The organism is Cryobacterium sp. HLT2-28 (assembly GCF_004402495.1).
Classification (GTDB): domain Bacteria; phylum Actinomycetota; class Actinomycetes; order Actinomycetales; family Microbacteriaceae; genus Cryobacterium; species Cryobacterium mannosilyticum.
The window spans coordinates 1-13,504 of the sequence record NZ_SOFH01000009.1; the positions used below are offsets into that span (position 1 = coordinate 1).

A 13,504-nucleotide genomic window follows, 5' to 3' on the forward strand; every position below is an offset into this window, starting at 1 on the left:
CGCCGCGTCCAGCCGGCCCGGCGCGGCCAGCCGGCGCGGCGTCAGCGGCGCGCCGCGTCCAGCCGGGCCGCGGCCAGGTGCTCGGCGGCGGCGAGGGTCGTGATCCCCTGCTCGCGGGCATCCGTGAAGATGGTCGCCACGGTGTCGCCGATCGCGTCGACCCGCGCCGCGACGACGTCCAGGTCGGCACCCGGCTCCGAGGCGAGCGCCAGGTAGATGACCCCGCCGGAGTTGACGACGAAGTCGGGGGCCCAGAGGATGCCGCGCGCGTCGAGTTGGACGGCGCCCTCCGGCTGGGCGAGCTGGTTGTTGGCTGCGCCGACGACCCCGAGCACAGTGAGTTCGCCGATCACGCGCGCGGTGAGCACCCCACCGAGGCCGCACGGCACGAACAGGTCGGCCGGCACGAGGTGCACGTCGTCGACGGACACCCAGGTGGCGCCGAGCGAGTCGGCCAGCTCCCGCCGGGCGAGGTTGACGTCGCTGACGGTCAGGCGGGCGCCGGCCGCCGCCAGCGCCGTGGCGAGGCGTCCGCCGACCTGGCCGAGCCCGGAGATCACGATGTGCCGGCCGGACACCTCCCGGCTGCCGAACAACGCGTCGAGGGTGGCGACGACGCTGGCGTAGACGCCCGCCGCGGTCGCGTCGGCGGGCTCGCCCACCCCGCCGGTGGCGGTGGGGAGACCGCAGACGTGGTCGGTGCGTTCCTTGACGACGGCCATCAGCTCGGCGTTCGTGCCCACGTCCTCCGCCGTCATGTAGGCCCCGTCCAGGCTCTCGATCGCGTCGCCGAGGTCGAGCATGGCGTCGTGCTGCTCCGCCTCGGTGAGCACGGTGCCGAGGGGCAGGTGGATGACGGACTTGCCGCCGCCGAGGTTCAGACCGGCGGCCGCGTTCTTCAGCGTCATCGCCGCGGAGAGGCGCAGGGCGTCGGCGACGGCATCGGTCCAGTTCTCGTATTGCCACATCCGGGCGCCGCCCAGGGCCTGGCCGAGCCTGGTCGAGTGCACGGCCACGGTGATCACGAGGCCCGAGCGGATGCCCGTGGTGATCAGCACGCGTTCGTGGGTGAACGGGATTCCGACGAGCGCATCCAGCGACGGTGATGGTTGCGTGAGGGTCATGACTGTTTCTCCTTGCTGGCCTTGTGGGCCGGTGGGTTGGGGCCGCGGTTGTGGCGCGGCGACTGACCCAGACTAGCCTCGTCAGCGCAGGTCAGCGCGGGTCTTCCTGCACGGGGATCGAGGTGGTGAACTCCGCGGCCCGCGCCTTGGCGTTCTCGTCGCCGGAGAACAGCCCGATCGGCGCGGTCACGGGGTGGGACGGCTGCGGCCCGCGCGCGACGGCAGGCCTGGTCTGCGGTTCCCGTCGCAGCTCCATCCGGCCCACCGGCAAGGCGTCGGGGTTGTGGGTGACCAGCCAGTCGATCAGGTTCTCCCGCACGAGGCAGCGCAGGTCGAACAGGGTGGGAGCGTCGCCGGCGGAGACCAGCACACGCACCCGCACGAAGCCGCCGACGGCATCCGTCACCTGGAGCACAACGACGCGACCGTCCCAGAGTTCGGTCTGGGCGACGATCCGGTCCAGCTCCCGGCGCATGCCGGCCGGGTCGACCCGCCAGTCCAGGTCGAACTCGACCGCGCCGAGCAGCTCACTGTTGTGCCGGGTCCAGTTCTGGAACGGATTCGTCGTGAAGTAGGTCGACGGCAGCACCATCCGCCGGTCGTCCCAGATGTGCACGACCACGTAGGTGAGCGTGATCTCCTCGATCTTCCCCCACTCGTTCTCGACGATGACGACGTCATCCACCCGCAGGGCGTTGTTGAAGGCCAGTTGCACCCCCGCGAACACGTTGGCGAGGGTGGACTGGGCGGCGAGGCCGGCGACGACGCTGAGCAGGCCGGCCGAGGCGAACAGGCTGGCGCCCAGGGTCGCGGCCCCCGGGATACTCAGCAGCACGGCCCCGATCGCGCAGATGATGACCACGACGACGCCGATGCGCCGCAGCATCCGCAACTGGGTGCGCACCCGCCGGGCGACCCGGTTGTCGCGCACGTCGACCCGGTAGCGGACTGCGGTGACTTCCTCGATGAAGTAGAGCAGCGCGCACACCAGCCAGGTGGCCGCGGCGATGAACAGGGCGCGGAACACGAAGTCGACCAGGCGCTCGATCTCCGCCGTGCTCTGCAGGAACAGCGTGTTGACGGACCACATGGTGCCCATCAGCAGGGTGAGGCGGAACGGGACCCTGGCCAGCCCGATCAGGGTGCGGGCCCACGCCTCCCGCCGGCCGACCATCCGGAACACGAGCGCGGTGATCGCCGTGACCGCCACGGCGGCCACGACGGCGACCAGGAGTGCGATCAGGTAGTCCGGTTGGATGAACGCCTCGAGGTCTGACACGACTGCCCTTCCCGCCGCTGCGCGTCTGGTGGCACCTCGGACCTCTTAATCGTGCCAGAGTCCGCGGTGCCCTGCCGCACGCGGGTCAGTGGAAGAAGTGGCGCTCCCCGGTGAAGTACATGCTGACGCCGGCCTGGGCGGCCGCCGCGATGACCTCTTCGTCGCGCACCGAGCCGCCGGGCTGCACGACCGCGGTGACGCCGGCCTCGAGCAGCACCTGCAGGCCGTCGGCGAACGGGAAGAACGCGTCGGAGGCTGCGACGGAGCCGGCCGCACGGTCGCCCGCGCGCAGCACCGCGAGGTGGCAGGAGTCGACCCGGTTGACCTGCCCCATTCCCACCCCGACGGATGCGCCGCCGCGGGCGAGCAGGATCGCGTTCGATTTCACCGACCGGCAGGCCTTCCACGCGAACTCGAGGTCGGCGCGGGTGGCCTCGTCGACTTCCTCGCCCGCGGCGAGGGTCCAGCCGGACGAGTCGAAGTCGTCGAAGGTGTCGGTCTCCTGCACGAGCAGCCCGCCGGAGATCTGACGCAGTTCGAGTGAGGACCGGTGGTAGTCGGCGGGGAGTTCGAGCAGGCGGATGTTCTTTTTCGCGCTGAGCAGTTCGAACGCGGCCGGTTCGAAGCCGGGGGCGACGAGCACCTCGGTGAAGATCTGGCTGACGGTCTCGGCCATGCCGAGGGTCACGACCCGGTTCGCGGCGATGACCCCGCCGAATGCGGAGACCGGGTCGCACTCGTGCGCGCGGCGGTGGGCCGAGGCGATCGCATCCGGTGCCTTGGGGCCTGCGATGGCGATGCCGCACGGGTTGGCGTGCTTGATGATGGCCACGGCCGGTTCGGTGAAGTCGAAGGCGGCGCGCACGGCGGCGTCGGCGTCGACGTAGTTGTTGTAGGACATCTCCTTGCCGTGAAGCTGCACGGCCTGGGCGATGCCCTGCCCGCCGTCGCCGACGTAGAGCGCCGCCGCCTGGTGCGAGTTCTCGCCGTAGCGGAGCACGGCCTTGCGGGTGGCCTGGATGGCCAGGGTGTCGGGGAACGACGCTTCGGCCTCGAAGCTGGTGGCGATGACGGCGTCGAACTGCTCGAGGATCTCCTCGTCCAGGACCTCGACGTCGTCCTGCCACTGGTCGTAGACGTTCTCGGTGAACCAGGCGGAGACGCTGAGGTCGTAGCCGGCCGTGTGCTCGAAGGCGAGCGAGGCGAGCTTCTGGCGCAGGCGCAGCGTGGTTCCGCCGGCGCCGACGGCCGCGATGATCTCGTCGTAGTCGTCGGGGTCGACCACGATGGCCACGTTCGCGTGGTTCTTCGCCGAGGCGCGCACGAGCGCCGGTCCGCCGATGTCGATCTGCTCGATGACCTCGGCCGGGGTGGCGCCGGATTCCACGGTTTCGACGAACGGGTAGAGGTTCACGACGACGAGCTGGAAGGCCGCGATGCCGAGGTCGTTCAACTGGGCCTCGTGCGACTCGAGGCGGAGGTCGGCGAGGATGCCGGCGTGCACGCCCGGGTGCAGGGTCTTCACCCGGCCGTCGAGGGATTCGGGGAAACCGGTGACGGCGGAGACATCCGTCACCTCGTGGCCGGCGGCGCGGATGGTCGCGGCGGTCGAGCCGGTCGAGACCATCTCGACGCCGGCGGCCGCGAGGGCCCCGGCCAGCTCAAGCAGGCCGGTCTTGTCGCTGACCGAGATCAGCGCGCGCTTCACCGCAACGATGTCCCGCTCGCGGTACAGGCTCTGGTCGTTGGTGTGCCCGCTCATATCTGGGAATGCTCCTCGAGGTCGACGTGTCCGTTGGCGATGTCGAGCACGGCCTGCACCAGCAGGCGCCGCTCGACGGTCTTGATTCGTTCGTGCAGGGATGCTTCGGTGTCGCCGGGTAGCACCGGCACCCTCTCCTGCGCGATGATCGGTCCGTCGTCAACACCGGTGTCGACGACGATGAGACTGGCCCCGGATTCCGCGACGCCGGCGGCGATCGCGTCGCGCACCCCGTGCGCTCCGGGGAATTCGGGCAGGTAGGCGGGATGCGTGTTCAGCAGTTGCGGCGACAGCGCGGCCACCACCCGCGGCGGGAGCAGGCGCATGAAACCGCTCAGCACGACCAGATCGGGCGTCCACTGCCGGATCTGGGCCAGGAGCTCGTCGCCCCAGGCCTCCCGGCTCCGGTGGGAGGAGAACGGCACGGTGAAGGTCGGGATCCCGAACTCTTCGCCGAGGTCGAGGCCGTCGGCGTCACGGTCCGCGCCGATGGCGACGACCCGGGCCGGGTACTCGGCATCCTGGCACGCCTCGAGCAGGGAACGAAGGTTGGATCCCCCGCCTGAGATCAACACGACCAATGACAGCACGGGACGAGCCTACCGTTTGGCGGCCGGTTCGTTCTTCGGTGTGGCGCGGCTGCGCTGGAACGGATGCGGCGTCAGCAGCCCGGCACCGGCCGCGACACCCACCTCGACGGCGGTGAGCAGCCCGACCAGCAGGGGATCAGGCCCGACCTCCACGAGCCGCCCGGGGCCCATCGCCCCGCCGGACCACCAGGCGAGCAGGCCGAGCAGGATGCCGGCGACGATACCCGTCGCCAGCCCGGTGACCAGCTGTTGCGGGACGGTGGGCGGCGCCGTGTCGGTGCGGGCCTGTCGCTGCCGGGTCACGGCCGCGGCGAGGAAGCCGATCAGAACGGGCACCAGCAGGCCGAGGAAACCGAAGGCCAGCGTGCCGTGCGGGAGCACCCCGAGGATGGGCAGGCCGGGCACCGAGCCGAGGGCCGTGCCGACCGGGGACACGCTCGTGCCGACACCGACCGCGATGCCGGGGCCGACGAGCCAGGCGGCCGCCCAGACAACCAGGTTGGGGATGAGCGCGAGCTCGAGCAGGGTGAGCACGATGCCGCCGGTCAGGCCGGACTGCACCGTCTCGTAGAGACCGATCACCGTGGCGTAGTTGCTGAGGATGAGCACGAAGACGGCCACGGCGGAGACCGCGACGATGGCGGCGGCGGCGGCGGTTCCGCCGCGGAGGGCCGTTGCCGCGATGCCGCGGGCCACGGCGGGCAGGGTGCGGTAGCGCCTGACGAGGGCGCCGGCCGCCTGACCCCGGAACGCGCCGCTGAGCACACCGCTGAGCACACCGGCTGCGTAGACCGCCGTCGGGAGCAGGATTCCCTGCGGGAGCGACGGGCGCACGGCATCCGTGCCTGCGGTCAGGCTGAGCACCGTCGCGAGCAGGCCGTAGCAGGCGATCGCTGCCCCGGCGCCGACCCAGCGGTACGGGGTTTCGGCGGCGCGGGCGCCGGTGCGCCGGCCGAGCAGCACGGCCAGCAGACCGTAGCCGAGCAGGGCGATGGTGAGCGTGAACGGGGCCTCCGAGCCGGGCAGCCCGAGCGTGGTGACCACGGCGGGGTCGAGTTGCACGGTCAGGTCGACGCCGTTGCCGAGCAGCCAGACGTCCACCGCGGCCCGCCAGAAGACGACCCAGTCGATGGCGAGGCCGAACTGGGTGGCCCAGAGCACGGTCAGCGGCACGAGCGCGATCCCGACGCCGATGGCGACGACAAGGACCGCCTCGAGAGCGGCGAGCAGGGCTGTCGTTGTGCGGTTCATCGGCCCCGAGCCTACTTGGCCGGGCAGGCTGCGGGTTTCGCCCTCGCCGCCCCCGTCGAATTCGACGGAGATTTTGCCCGTTCGGCCGCTGAGCGGGCGATTTCAGGCCGTTTCCGGCAATATCTCCGTCGAATTCGACAGGGCGAGAGAGACGGGGGCCAGGGCGGAGACGACGAAGGGCCCGCCTGGTCAGGCGGGCCCTTCGTGCGGATGCTGGTCTTACAGGGCCGCGAGAACCTCGCGCAGCAGGGTGGCGGTCTCGCTCGGCGTCTTGCCGACCTTGACCCCGGCGGCCTCGAGGGCCTCCTTCTTGCCCTGGGCGGTTCCGGCCCCGTTGGAGACGATGGCGCCGGCGTGGCCCATGGTCTTGCCCTCGGGAGCGGTGAAGCCGGCGACGTAGCCGACGACAGGCTTGGTGACGTGGGCCTTGATGTACTCGGCCGCCTTCTCCTCGGCGTCGCCGCCGATCTCGCCGATCATGACGATGGCGAGCGTCTCCGGGTCAGCCTCGAACGCCTCGAGCGCGTCGATGTGCGTGGTCCCGATGATGGGGTCGCCGCCGATGCCGATGGCCGTGGAGAAGCCGAGGTCGCGCAGTTCGTACATCATCTGGTAGGTCAGGGTGCCCGACTTGGAGACGAGGCCGACCGGGCCCTTGCCGGTGATGTTCGCCGGCGTGATGCCCACGAGTGCTTCACCGGGGGTGATGATGCCGGGGCAGTTCGGGCCGATGATGCGGGTCTTGTTGCCCTTGGCCAGGTTGTAGGCCCAGAACTCGGCCGAGTCCTGCACCGGTACGCCCTCGGTGATGATGACGAGCAGCGGGATGCCGGCGTCGATGGCCTCGATGACGGCGTCCTTGGTGAAGGCCGGCGGGACGAACGCGATGGAGACATCCGCGCCCGTCTTCTCCATGGCCTCGGCGACCGTGCCGAACACGGGCAGCTCGACGCTGCCGTGCACGACGGTGGTGCCGGCCTTGCGGGCGTTCACCCCGCCGACGACCTGGGTGCCGGCCCCCAGCATGAGGGCGGTGTGCTTGGTGCCCTCACCGCCGGTGATGCCCTGCACGATGACCTTGGAGTCCTTGTTGAGGAAGATTGACATGTTCGAAAATCCCTTACTTCGCGGCGTGGGCGAGTTCGGCGGCCTTGTCGGCGCCCTCGTCCATGGTGGCGGCCAGTGTGACGAGCGGGTGGTTGGCCTCGGCGAGGATGCGACGGCCTTCCTCGACGTTGTTGCCGTCGAGGCGCACAACGAGCGGCTTGTTGGCGGCGCTGCCGAGTTCGGCGAGCGCACCCACGATGCCCTTGGCGACGGCGTCACAGGCGGTGATGCCGCCGAAGACGTTGACGAAGACGGCCTTGACCTGCGGGTCGCCGAGGATGACGTCGAGGCCCGCGGCCATGACCTCGGCGGATGCTCCGCCCCCGATGTCGAGGAAGTTGGCCGGCTTGACGCCGCCATGGTTCTCGCCGGCGTAGGCGACGACGTCGAGCGTGCTCATGACGAGCCCCGCGCCGTTGCCGATGATGCCGACCTCACCGTCGAGCTTGACGTAGTTGAGGTCGTTCTCCTTGGCCTTCGCCTCGAGCGGGTCGGCGGCGGCGGCGTCCTCGAGGAACGCATGCTTCGGGTGGCGGAAGCCGGCGTTCTCGTCGATGGTGACCTTGCCGTCGAGCGCGATGATGTCGCCCTCTTCGGTGAGGACGAGGGGGTTGACCTCGACCAGGGTCGCGTCTTCACCGGTGAACACGGTGTAGAGCTGCACGAAGACCGGTGCGACCTTGTCGACGAGCTCGGCCGGGAACTTCGCGGCGATCGCGATCTCGCGGGCCTTGGCCAGGTCGATCCCGGCGATCGGGTCGATCGCCGTGTAGGCGAGCGCTTCGGGCTTCTCGACGGCGAGAACCTCGATTTCCACGCCACCCTCGTAGCTCGCCAGCGAGAGGTAGGAGCGGTTGGTCCGGTCCAGCAGCACGGAGAAGTAGAACTCCTGCTTGATTCGGGCTCCCCCGGCAACCATGACCCGGTTGACGGTGTGGCCCTTGATGTCGAGGCCGAGGATGGCTCGTCCGGCGGCTTCGGCGTCGTCGGGGGTCTTGGCGACCTTGACTCCGCCGGCCTTTCCGCGACCGCCGACCTTCACCTGGGCCTTGACGACGACGACGCCACCGAGCTTCTCCGCGGCCGCGCGCACCTCTTCAGGGGTATCCGCGATGATGCCCGGCAGAACCGGGACTCCATATTGTTCAAACAGGTCTCTGGCCTGGTATTCGTAAAGATCCACGCTGCTCTTTCCAATCCGCGTCTTGGCGTTCCTGCTGGGTACGAGGGGGTGTGGGCACAGTGTGCAGAGCCGAATGTAGCTCGACATCAAGACATACTGGCCAGTTCAAACTCTAGCGTCCCACATCGGCACCGCGAACTCTGGCCAAACGGCCGGTGCGGCAATACCATCGCATTCACGGGCAACGCATGCCCGGGAGTTGGTCGCCCACGATGAGGTCACGCGCGAAGAAGGTTTCTGCTCCGGGGTCGCCCCCTGGGCAGACGCCCGAGCCGCGCGTGCTCGAGCTGCGGGTGCATGGCATCAACAACACCGCCCCCTCGGCGCTTCTCGATCTTGCGGTCACCGAGATCGAATGCGTGGCCGGGGACGGGTTGGGCAGCTTCTGGGCCCCGACGCCCGCCGCGCTGGACCGGCTTCGCCGTCCGCCGGATGCCGCGGGCCGGCGCGGCTTCGTGCCGCGCGGCATCCGACGCGAAGCGTATTCCTGGGGCGGGCTGGTGCGCAGCACCCCGGAGCCCACCGGGCCGGGCGGCGCACTCGTGGCCGGACTCGCTCGGGTCGGCTGGGCGCTCCTGCTGCCGTTCAGCATCGCCAATGCCGCCGTCTGGTGCTGGCGGCTGCCCGCCGGGACCGTGGTGCTGAGCGTGCGCGCCGGTCTCGTGCGTCTGTTCGGCGGGCTGCTCACACTGCTGTTGCTGTCGACGGTCATGTCGGTCGCCGTCGATCTGCTCGCCGTGCAGTGCTACGCGGGCGACAGCCTGGTCTGCACCGTGCTGCCGCAGCCCTTCGAGGCACTGGCCCGGTGGACCCCGGAGCGCCGGATGGCACTGTTCTCGCTGGCCCTGGTGCTGGTGGTGGTGGGGCTCTGGCTGTTGTCGGGCATCAGCCGGCTGCGCTACGACGTTGCCGACCGCTATCTCGACGCCCGCGAACCGTCGGAATCGGCCGATGCTGCCGACGCCCAGAAGGCCGCCGCGCCGTTGCTCGCGAGGCCGCAGTTCTGGAGCAACCGCGGCGAGACACGCCGGTTGTCCCTCGGCCACCTCGCGGCCGGAGTGAGCCTGGTCTCGGCCGAATTGGGCGCGCAGGCCGTGATCGACGGCGGAGGCGTCGGCCTGGCCATGGCCGCCTGGCTTTGCGGCGGCCTGCTGCTCCTCTCCCTCGCCACCGTTTTCGGGACCCGCACCCTCCCGGTGGAGCGCGTGGCGGCGTCGGCGGCGGGCCGCTGGCAGAAGACGCTGGCCGGGCTGGGCGGCGCCGGCTATCTTGCGACCCTGGGTCTGCTCATCGCGGGGTGGCCTTCCACCGGTGGCGACGCAACCGGCCGGCCCGGTTTCACCGTCACGACCCTGGCCCCGCTCACCATGGTCGGGCTCATGCTCGCCCTGATCGTGTCGAGCGTGTTCTTCCGCCTTCCGCGTGCCGGCGCCGCGCTCCAGTTCGAGGCCTGGCACGGACTGGCCCCCGCCGTGTTCCTCAGTCTCGCCCTCGGTATCGGGCTTGTCCTGTCCAGCCTCGTCGCGGTGGCGGCAGGCGACTGGCTGAACGGCGGGGCGGGCGCGAGCGCGCTGCTCGGCTCCGGCCCGGCCGGCGACCCGGCCGCCACAGTGCGCACGCGTTGCACCGGCACGTGCGTGTCCCTCGATCCGCAGCTCACGATCCCCACCCTCTACCCGTGGTTCGGCGGCGTCGCCCTGTTCGTGTTCGCGGCTGCGGTCCTGGTCGTCGTCGCGGCCCTGCTGCGTCGGAGAGCGGTGGCCCGCCGGGTCGAGGTCTGGGCGCCGTCGACCTCTTTCGTCGGGACATCGGCCGAGGACCAGCCGATGCCGGTGGGCTCCGCGGCCGAGCTGCTGGCCCTGCTCGGTCCGGTGCGGGACCGGAAGCGGGCCACGGCGGCGCGCCTGCACCTGGTCGAACCGGTCGTCGGCATCCTGGCGGCCGCTGCGGTCGTCGCCGTCCTCGCGTCGGAGTTGCTGGCCTGGCTGTATCCACGGCTGTCTGCCTCCCCTGTGCCGACCGAGGTCCAGGCGGCGTGGACCGGGAATGCCGGCTGGGCGCTGTCGTGGCTCGACGTGGCCATGGGCGCCTGGGCCGGCATTGCCGTGCTCGTGCTCGCCGGGCTCGTCCTGCCCGCCGGTCCGGGCCGGTCGACCCGGCCGCTGGCGACCGTCTGGGACCTGGCCTGTTTTCTGCCCCGGGCGGGACATCCGCTCGGAGCGCCGTGCTACACCGAACGGGCCGTGCCGGAGCTGTCCCGCCGTATCCTCTGGTGGCTGCGCCCCGAATCGGACACGCCGGCGACGCGGCGGCGGGAGGTCGTTCTCGCGGCGCACAGCATGGGCGCCGTCGTATCCCTGGCCGCACTGTTCTCACTGTCGTCACACCCGCACTGGGTCGCGCTTCGCCCCCGGATGTCGCTCCTCACCTTCGGCGTGCAGCTGCGACCCTACTTCGGGCGGTTCTTCCCCGAACTGCTCGGGCCGGCGGTGCTCGGGACCACCCCGTGCCTGCGGCCGCGGCTGTGGGCGGCCGACCCGTGGCGTGCGGACCACGCGGCGGGAGCGCCTGAGGCCGGAGCGAATGCCGCCGCGGCCGCGTCTCCGGTTCCCGCCCGGCGCTGGGTCAGCCTGTGGCGGGCGACCGACTCGCTCGGTTTTCCGGCATTCTCGAACCGGCCGACCGGCAACCCGATCGACGAATTCGCGGACGAAATCGACACCAGCGGGTATACCGGTGCAGTCGGAGCCCACCAAGGGTATTACCGAACCCGGCAGTACCATTCCGCTCTGGCGGATCTCGCCGGCACGGTGCGGCCGGATCCGCGCTGAAGGACAGTCAGCCCTTGGTAGCGGCGCCGACCGGGGGATGGTTGGATGCAGACATGACTGAACCGGACCACGGCACCGATCCCCACTCCGCTGGCCACGCCTCGCGCCTCAACTGGCTCCGCGCGGGCGTGCTCGGCGCCAACGACGGCATCGTCTCGGTCGCCGCCCTCGTCGTGGGCGTTGCGGCGGCGACCCCGGATGCCGCCGCCATCCTGATCGCAGGCGTCGCCAGCCTCCTCGCCGGCGCCATCTCGATGGCCCTGGGCGAGTACGTGTCGGTGAGCAGCCAACGCGACACCGAGCGCGCCCTGATCGCCAAGGAACGCTGGGAGCTCGAGCACATGCCGGATCAGGAGCTGGCCGAACTGGCCGGCCTGTATCAGGCGAAGGGGCTCAGTTCCGGCACCGCCCGGCAGGTGGCGCTCGAGTTGACCGCGCACGACGCGCTCGGCGCCCACCTCGAGGTGGAACTGCACATCGGCACGGAAGAGCTGTCGAATCCGTGGCATGCGGCGTTCGCCTCCGCCGCCGCTTTCACGGTGGGCGCCATCCTGCCGCTGCTCGCGGTGCTGCTGCCGCCGCCCGCATGGCGACTGCCGGCCACGTTCCTGGCCGTCGCGATCGCCCTCGTCATCACGGGCTGGCTGAGCGCCTACCTCGGTGGCAGCCCGAAGACCCGTGCGATCTCCCGGGTGGTCGTCGGCGGTCTGCTCGCCCTCGGAGTCACCTGGGCCATCGGCGCCCTGATCGGCACGTCGATCTAGCGCACGCCCCCGACCCCGGTCGTAGGCTTGCGGGATGAGCGCAGAGCGAGCAGTCCCGGCATCCGTCATCGTCCCGGCATCCCTTGACGCCGTTCTCGTGCTGGTCTTCGCCCTGGTCGGCCGGGCCAGCCACGGCGAGGGTCTCCTCGGAGTGCTGACGACGTGGTGGCCGTTCCTCGGCGGACTCGCGATCGGCTGGCTCGTGGTGCGCGCCTGGCGCAGCCCCCGGCGGATCGTCTGGACCGGCATCGGCGTCTGGCTGTGCACGGTGGCCGGCGGGATGCTGCTGCGGCTCGCGAGCGGCCAGGGCGTCCAGCCGAGCTTCATCATCGTGGCCACGATCGTGCTGGGCCTGTTCCTGCTCGGCTGGCGTGCGATCGCGCTCCTGGCGGCGAGGCTGCGGCGCACGCCCTCGGACGTCTGAGCCCGCGCCGCTCGCCCTCGCCGCGCCCGTTTCGGCAGCCCGCCACCGCGGGCGCGGGCGCGGGCGCGGCCCGCCGGTGCGCCCTCGTCGGCGCTGGCCCCCAGTCGGCCGCCCGGTCTCCCGCCGCTGAGCGGTCAGCCGGCCGCGATCGCATCGTAGGCCACGAACGCGCCGAACAGGACTCCGGCCACGAGCACCGCCCCGGCGAGCGCCACCGCCCGATCACGTGCCGCGGGTCCCCAGGCGAGCGCGAGGGCGACGCCGACGGCCGCCTCCAGCCACCACTGCGGGCCGCCGATCAGCAGGATGCCGTAGAGGCCTTCCCCGAGGACGACCCCGCCGATGGCCGCGGCCGCGGAGCGCCGGAACAGGGGCTCGGACCGCCGCACCAGTCCGCCGGCGAGGCCGCAGAGCGCCCCGGCGATGACCCCGACGACTCCCCACAGGAACACTTCACGCGGGGTGGGCGGCGCGGGGGCGAGGAACGCCCAGACCGCGACCATCGCGGCCAGGCAGATGGCTCCCGCGACCGCCGAATGGCGGGCTCGAGGCCGAAGGGCCACCACGGCGAAGAACGGAACGAGCCCCCACAGAGCGCTGGTGTTCGCCAGGGTGCCCCATGGTCCGGGCAGCAGCAGGAAGAGCAGCCGCGCCGCGCCGCCCGCGAGCGCTCCTCCGGCAACCATCAGCGCGAACAGGGCGGGGAGCCGTGTCCCGGCCGCCGGGTCACGCGCGGGCTCCGCGGCATCCGTCGCCTGGGGCTCGGGGCGCGGAGTCTCGGTCACTGGCCCAGCCTAGGTGCGCCGGACGACTGGCGCCGGCCCGCGCACCGGCGCATCATGGTCCCCTCGCCCCGCCTCGCTAGCTCCGGTATTCCTCCGCATCCAGGTCGGCGTCGCGGTCGTCCGCGTCGTCGAAGTCGACAGCGCGGTCATCGGCGTCGACGGTCCAGTCCTCGGCGTCAGGGTCGATCGGCAGATCCTCGTCGAGGGTCAGAGCGATGTCGTCAAGGTCGCGATCCTCGTCCAGGCCGTCGTTCGCCGCATCCGCTCGACGCGGCCAGAGCCCATCCGGGTCCATTGTCATGATCGTTTCCTCCCCGCCAGGCGAAGGGCCGGGTGCCCCCGCGCGAGCCACGGTACGCTCTTCGCCAACCCGCGACAAGGGTGCCGGCCGATGCCGCGAAGCC

The 13,504-nt window shown here is 71.2% G+C and carries 12 protein-coding genes; 3 read left to right on the forward strand and 9 right to left on the reverse strand.

Annotated features, from left to right (window positions below):
- Positions 1-41: 41 nt before the first annotated feature.
- The 7 genes from E3O48_RS04160 to sucC form a co-directional block, all read right to left on the reverse strand.
- On the reverse strand, positions 42-1,124 hold the full coding sequence (locus E3O48_RS04160) for a Glu/Leu/Phe/Val dehydrogenase dimerization domain-containing protein (protein WP_134537422.1): 1,083 nt from the start codon (positions 1,122-1,124) through the stop codon (positions 42-44).
- A 91-nt stretch (positions 1,125-1,215) separates the two neighbouring features.
- The gene (locus tag E3O48_RS04165) at positions 1,216-2,403 is read right to left on the reverse strand and encodes a mechanosensitive ion channel family protein (RefSeq protein ID WP_241982387.1); all 1,188 of its coding nucleotides are present in this window, start codon (positions 2,401-2,403) and stop codon (positions 1,216-1,218) included.
- An 85-nt stretch (positions 2,404-2,488) separates the two neighbouring features.
- Positions 2,489-4,165 carry a bifunctional phosphoribosylaminoimidazolecarboxamide formyltransferase/IMP cyclohydrolase gene (gene purH, locus E3O48_RS04170; RefSeq protein WP_134537423.1) on the reverse strand — a complete coding sequence of 559 codons (1,677 nt, stop codon included), beginning with the start codon at positions 4,163-4,165 and terminating at the stop codon, positions 2,489-2,491.
- Complete coding sequence (gene purN / locus E3O48_RS04175) at positions 4,162-4,755, reverse strand: phosphoribosylglycinamide formyltransferase (RefSeq protein ID WP_134505799.1); 594 nt, start codon at positions 4,753-4,755, stop codon at positions 4,162-4,164. The genes purH and purN overlap by 4 nt, the downstream gene beginning before the upstream one ends.
- Positions 4,756-4,764: 9 nt before the next feature.
- Complete coding sequence (locus tag E3O48_RS04180; protein ID WP_134537424.1) at positions 4,765-6,006, reverse strand: DUF6350 family protein; 1,242 nt, start codon at positions 6,004-6,006, stop codon at positions 4,765-4,767.
- Positions 6,007-6,225: 219 nt separating this feature from the next.
- Positions 6,226-7,113, reverse strand: coding sequence for a succinate--CoA ligase subunit alpha (sucD, locus tag E3O48_RS04185; RefSeq protein ID WP_134537425.1), 888 nt, complete (start codon positions 7,111-7,113; stop codon positions 6,226-6,228).
- Positions 7,114-7,126: 13 nt separating this feature from the next.
- On the reverse strand, positions 7,127-8,296 hold the full coding sequence (gene sucC / locus E3O48_RS04190) for an ADP-forming succinate--CoA ligase subunit beta (protein ID WP_134505793.1): 1,170 nt from the start codon (positions 8,294-8,296) through the stop codon (positions 7,127-7,129).
- A gap of 212 nt (positions 8,297-8,508) precedes the next feature.
- On the opposite strand from sucC, the gene E3O48_RS04195 reads away from it, so the two are divergent.
- The 3 genes from E3O48_RS04195 to E3O48_RS04205 are packed head-to-tail and all read left to right on the forward strand — an operon-like array spanning position 8,509 to position 12,315.
- Positions 8,509-11,127, forward strand: a complete 2,619-nt coding sequence (locus E3O48_RS04195; protein ID WP_134537426.1) for a hypothetical protein — start codon at positions 8,509-8,511, stop codon at positions 11,125-11,127.
- Between the two features lie 53 nt (positions 11,128-11,180).
- Positions 11,181-11,891 (forward strand): VIT family protein, encoded by a 711-nt coding sequence (locus E3O48_RS04200; protein ID WP_134537427.1) that lies wholly within the window; start codon positions 11,181-11,183, stop codon positions 11,889-11,891.
- A gap of 34 nt (positions 11,892-11,925) precedes the next feature.
- Positions 11,926-12,315: a DUF3054 domain-containing protein gene (locus E3O48_RS04205; RefSeq protein ID WP_134537428.1), complete on the forward strand. Its 390-nt coding sequence runs from the start codon at positions 11,926-11,928 to the stop codon at positions 12,313-12,315.
- A 134-nt stretch (positions 12,316-12,449) separates the two neighbouring features.
- Here E3O48_RS04205 and E3O48_RS04210 read toward each other — a convergent pair whose 3' ends face one another.
- Positions 12,450-13,100, reverse strand: a complete 651-nt coding sequence (locus tag E3O48_RS04210) for a DUF6518 family protein (protein WP_134537429.1) — start codon at positions 13,098-13,100, stop codon at positions 12,450-12,452.
- Positions 13,101-13,176: 76 nt separating this feature from the next.
- Positions 13,177-13,401 carry a hypothetical protein gene (locus E3O48_RS04215; RefSeq protein ID WP_134537430.1) on the reverse strand — a complete coding sequence of 75 codons (225 nt, stop codon included), beginning with the start codon at positions 13,399-13,401 and terminating at the stop codon, positions 13,177-13,179.
- Positions 13,402-13,504 lie beyond the last annotated feature (103 nt).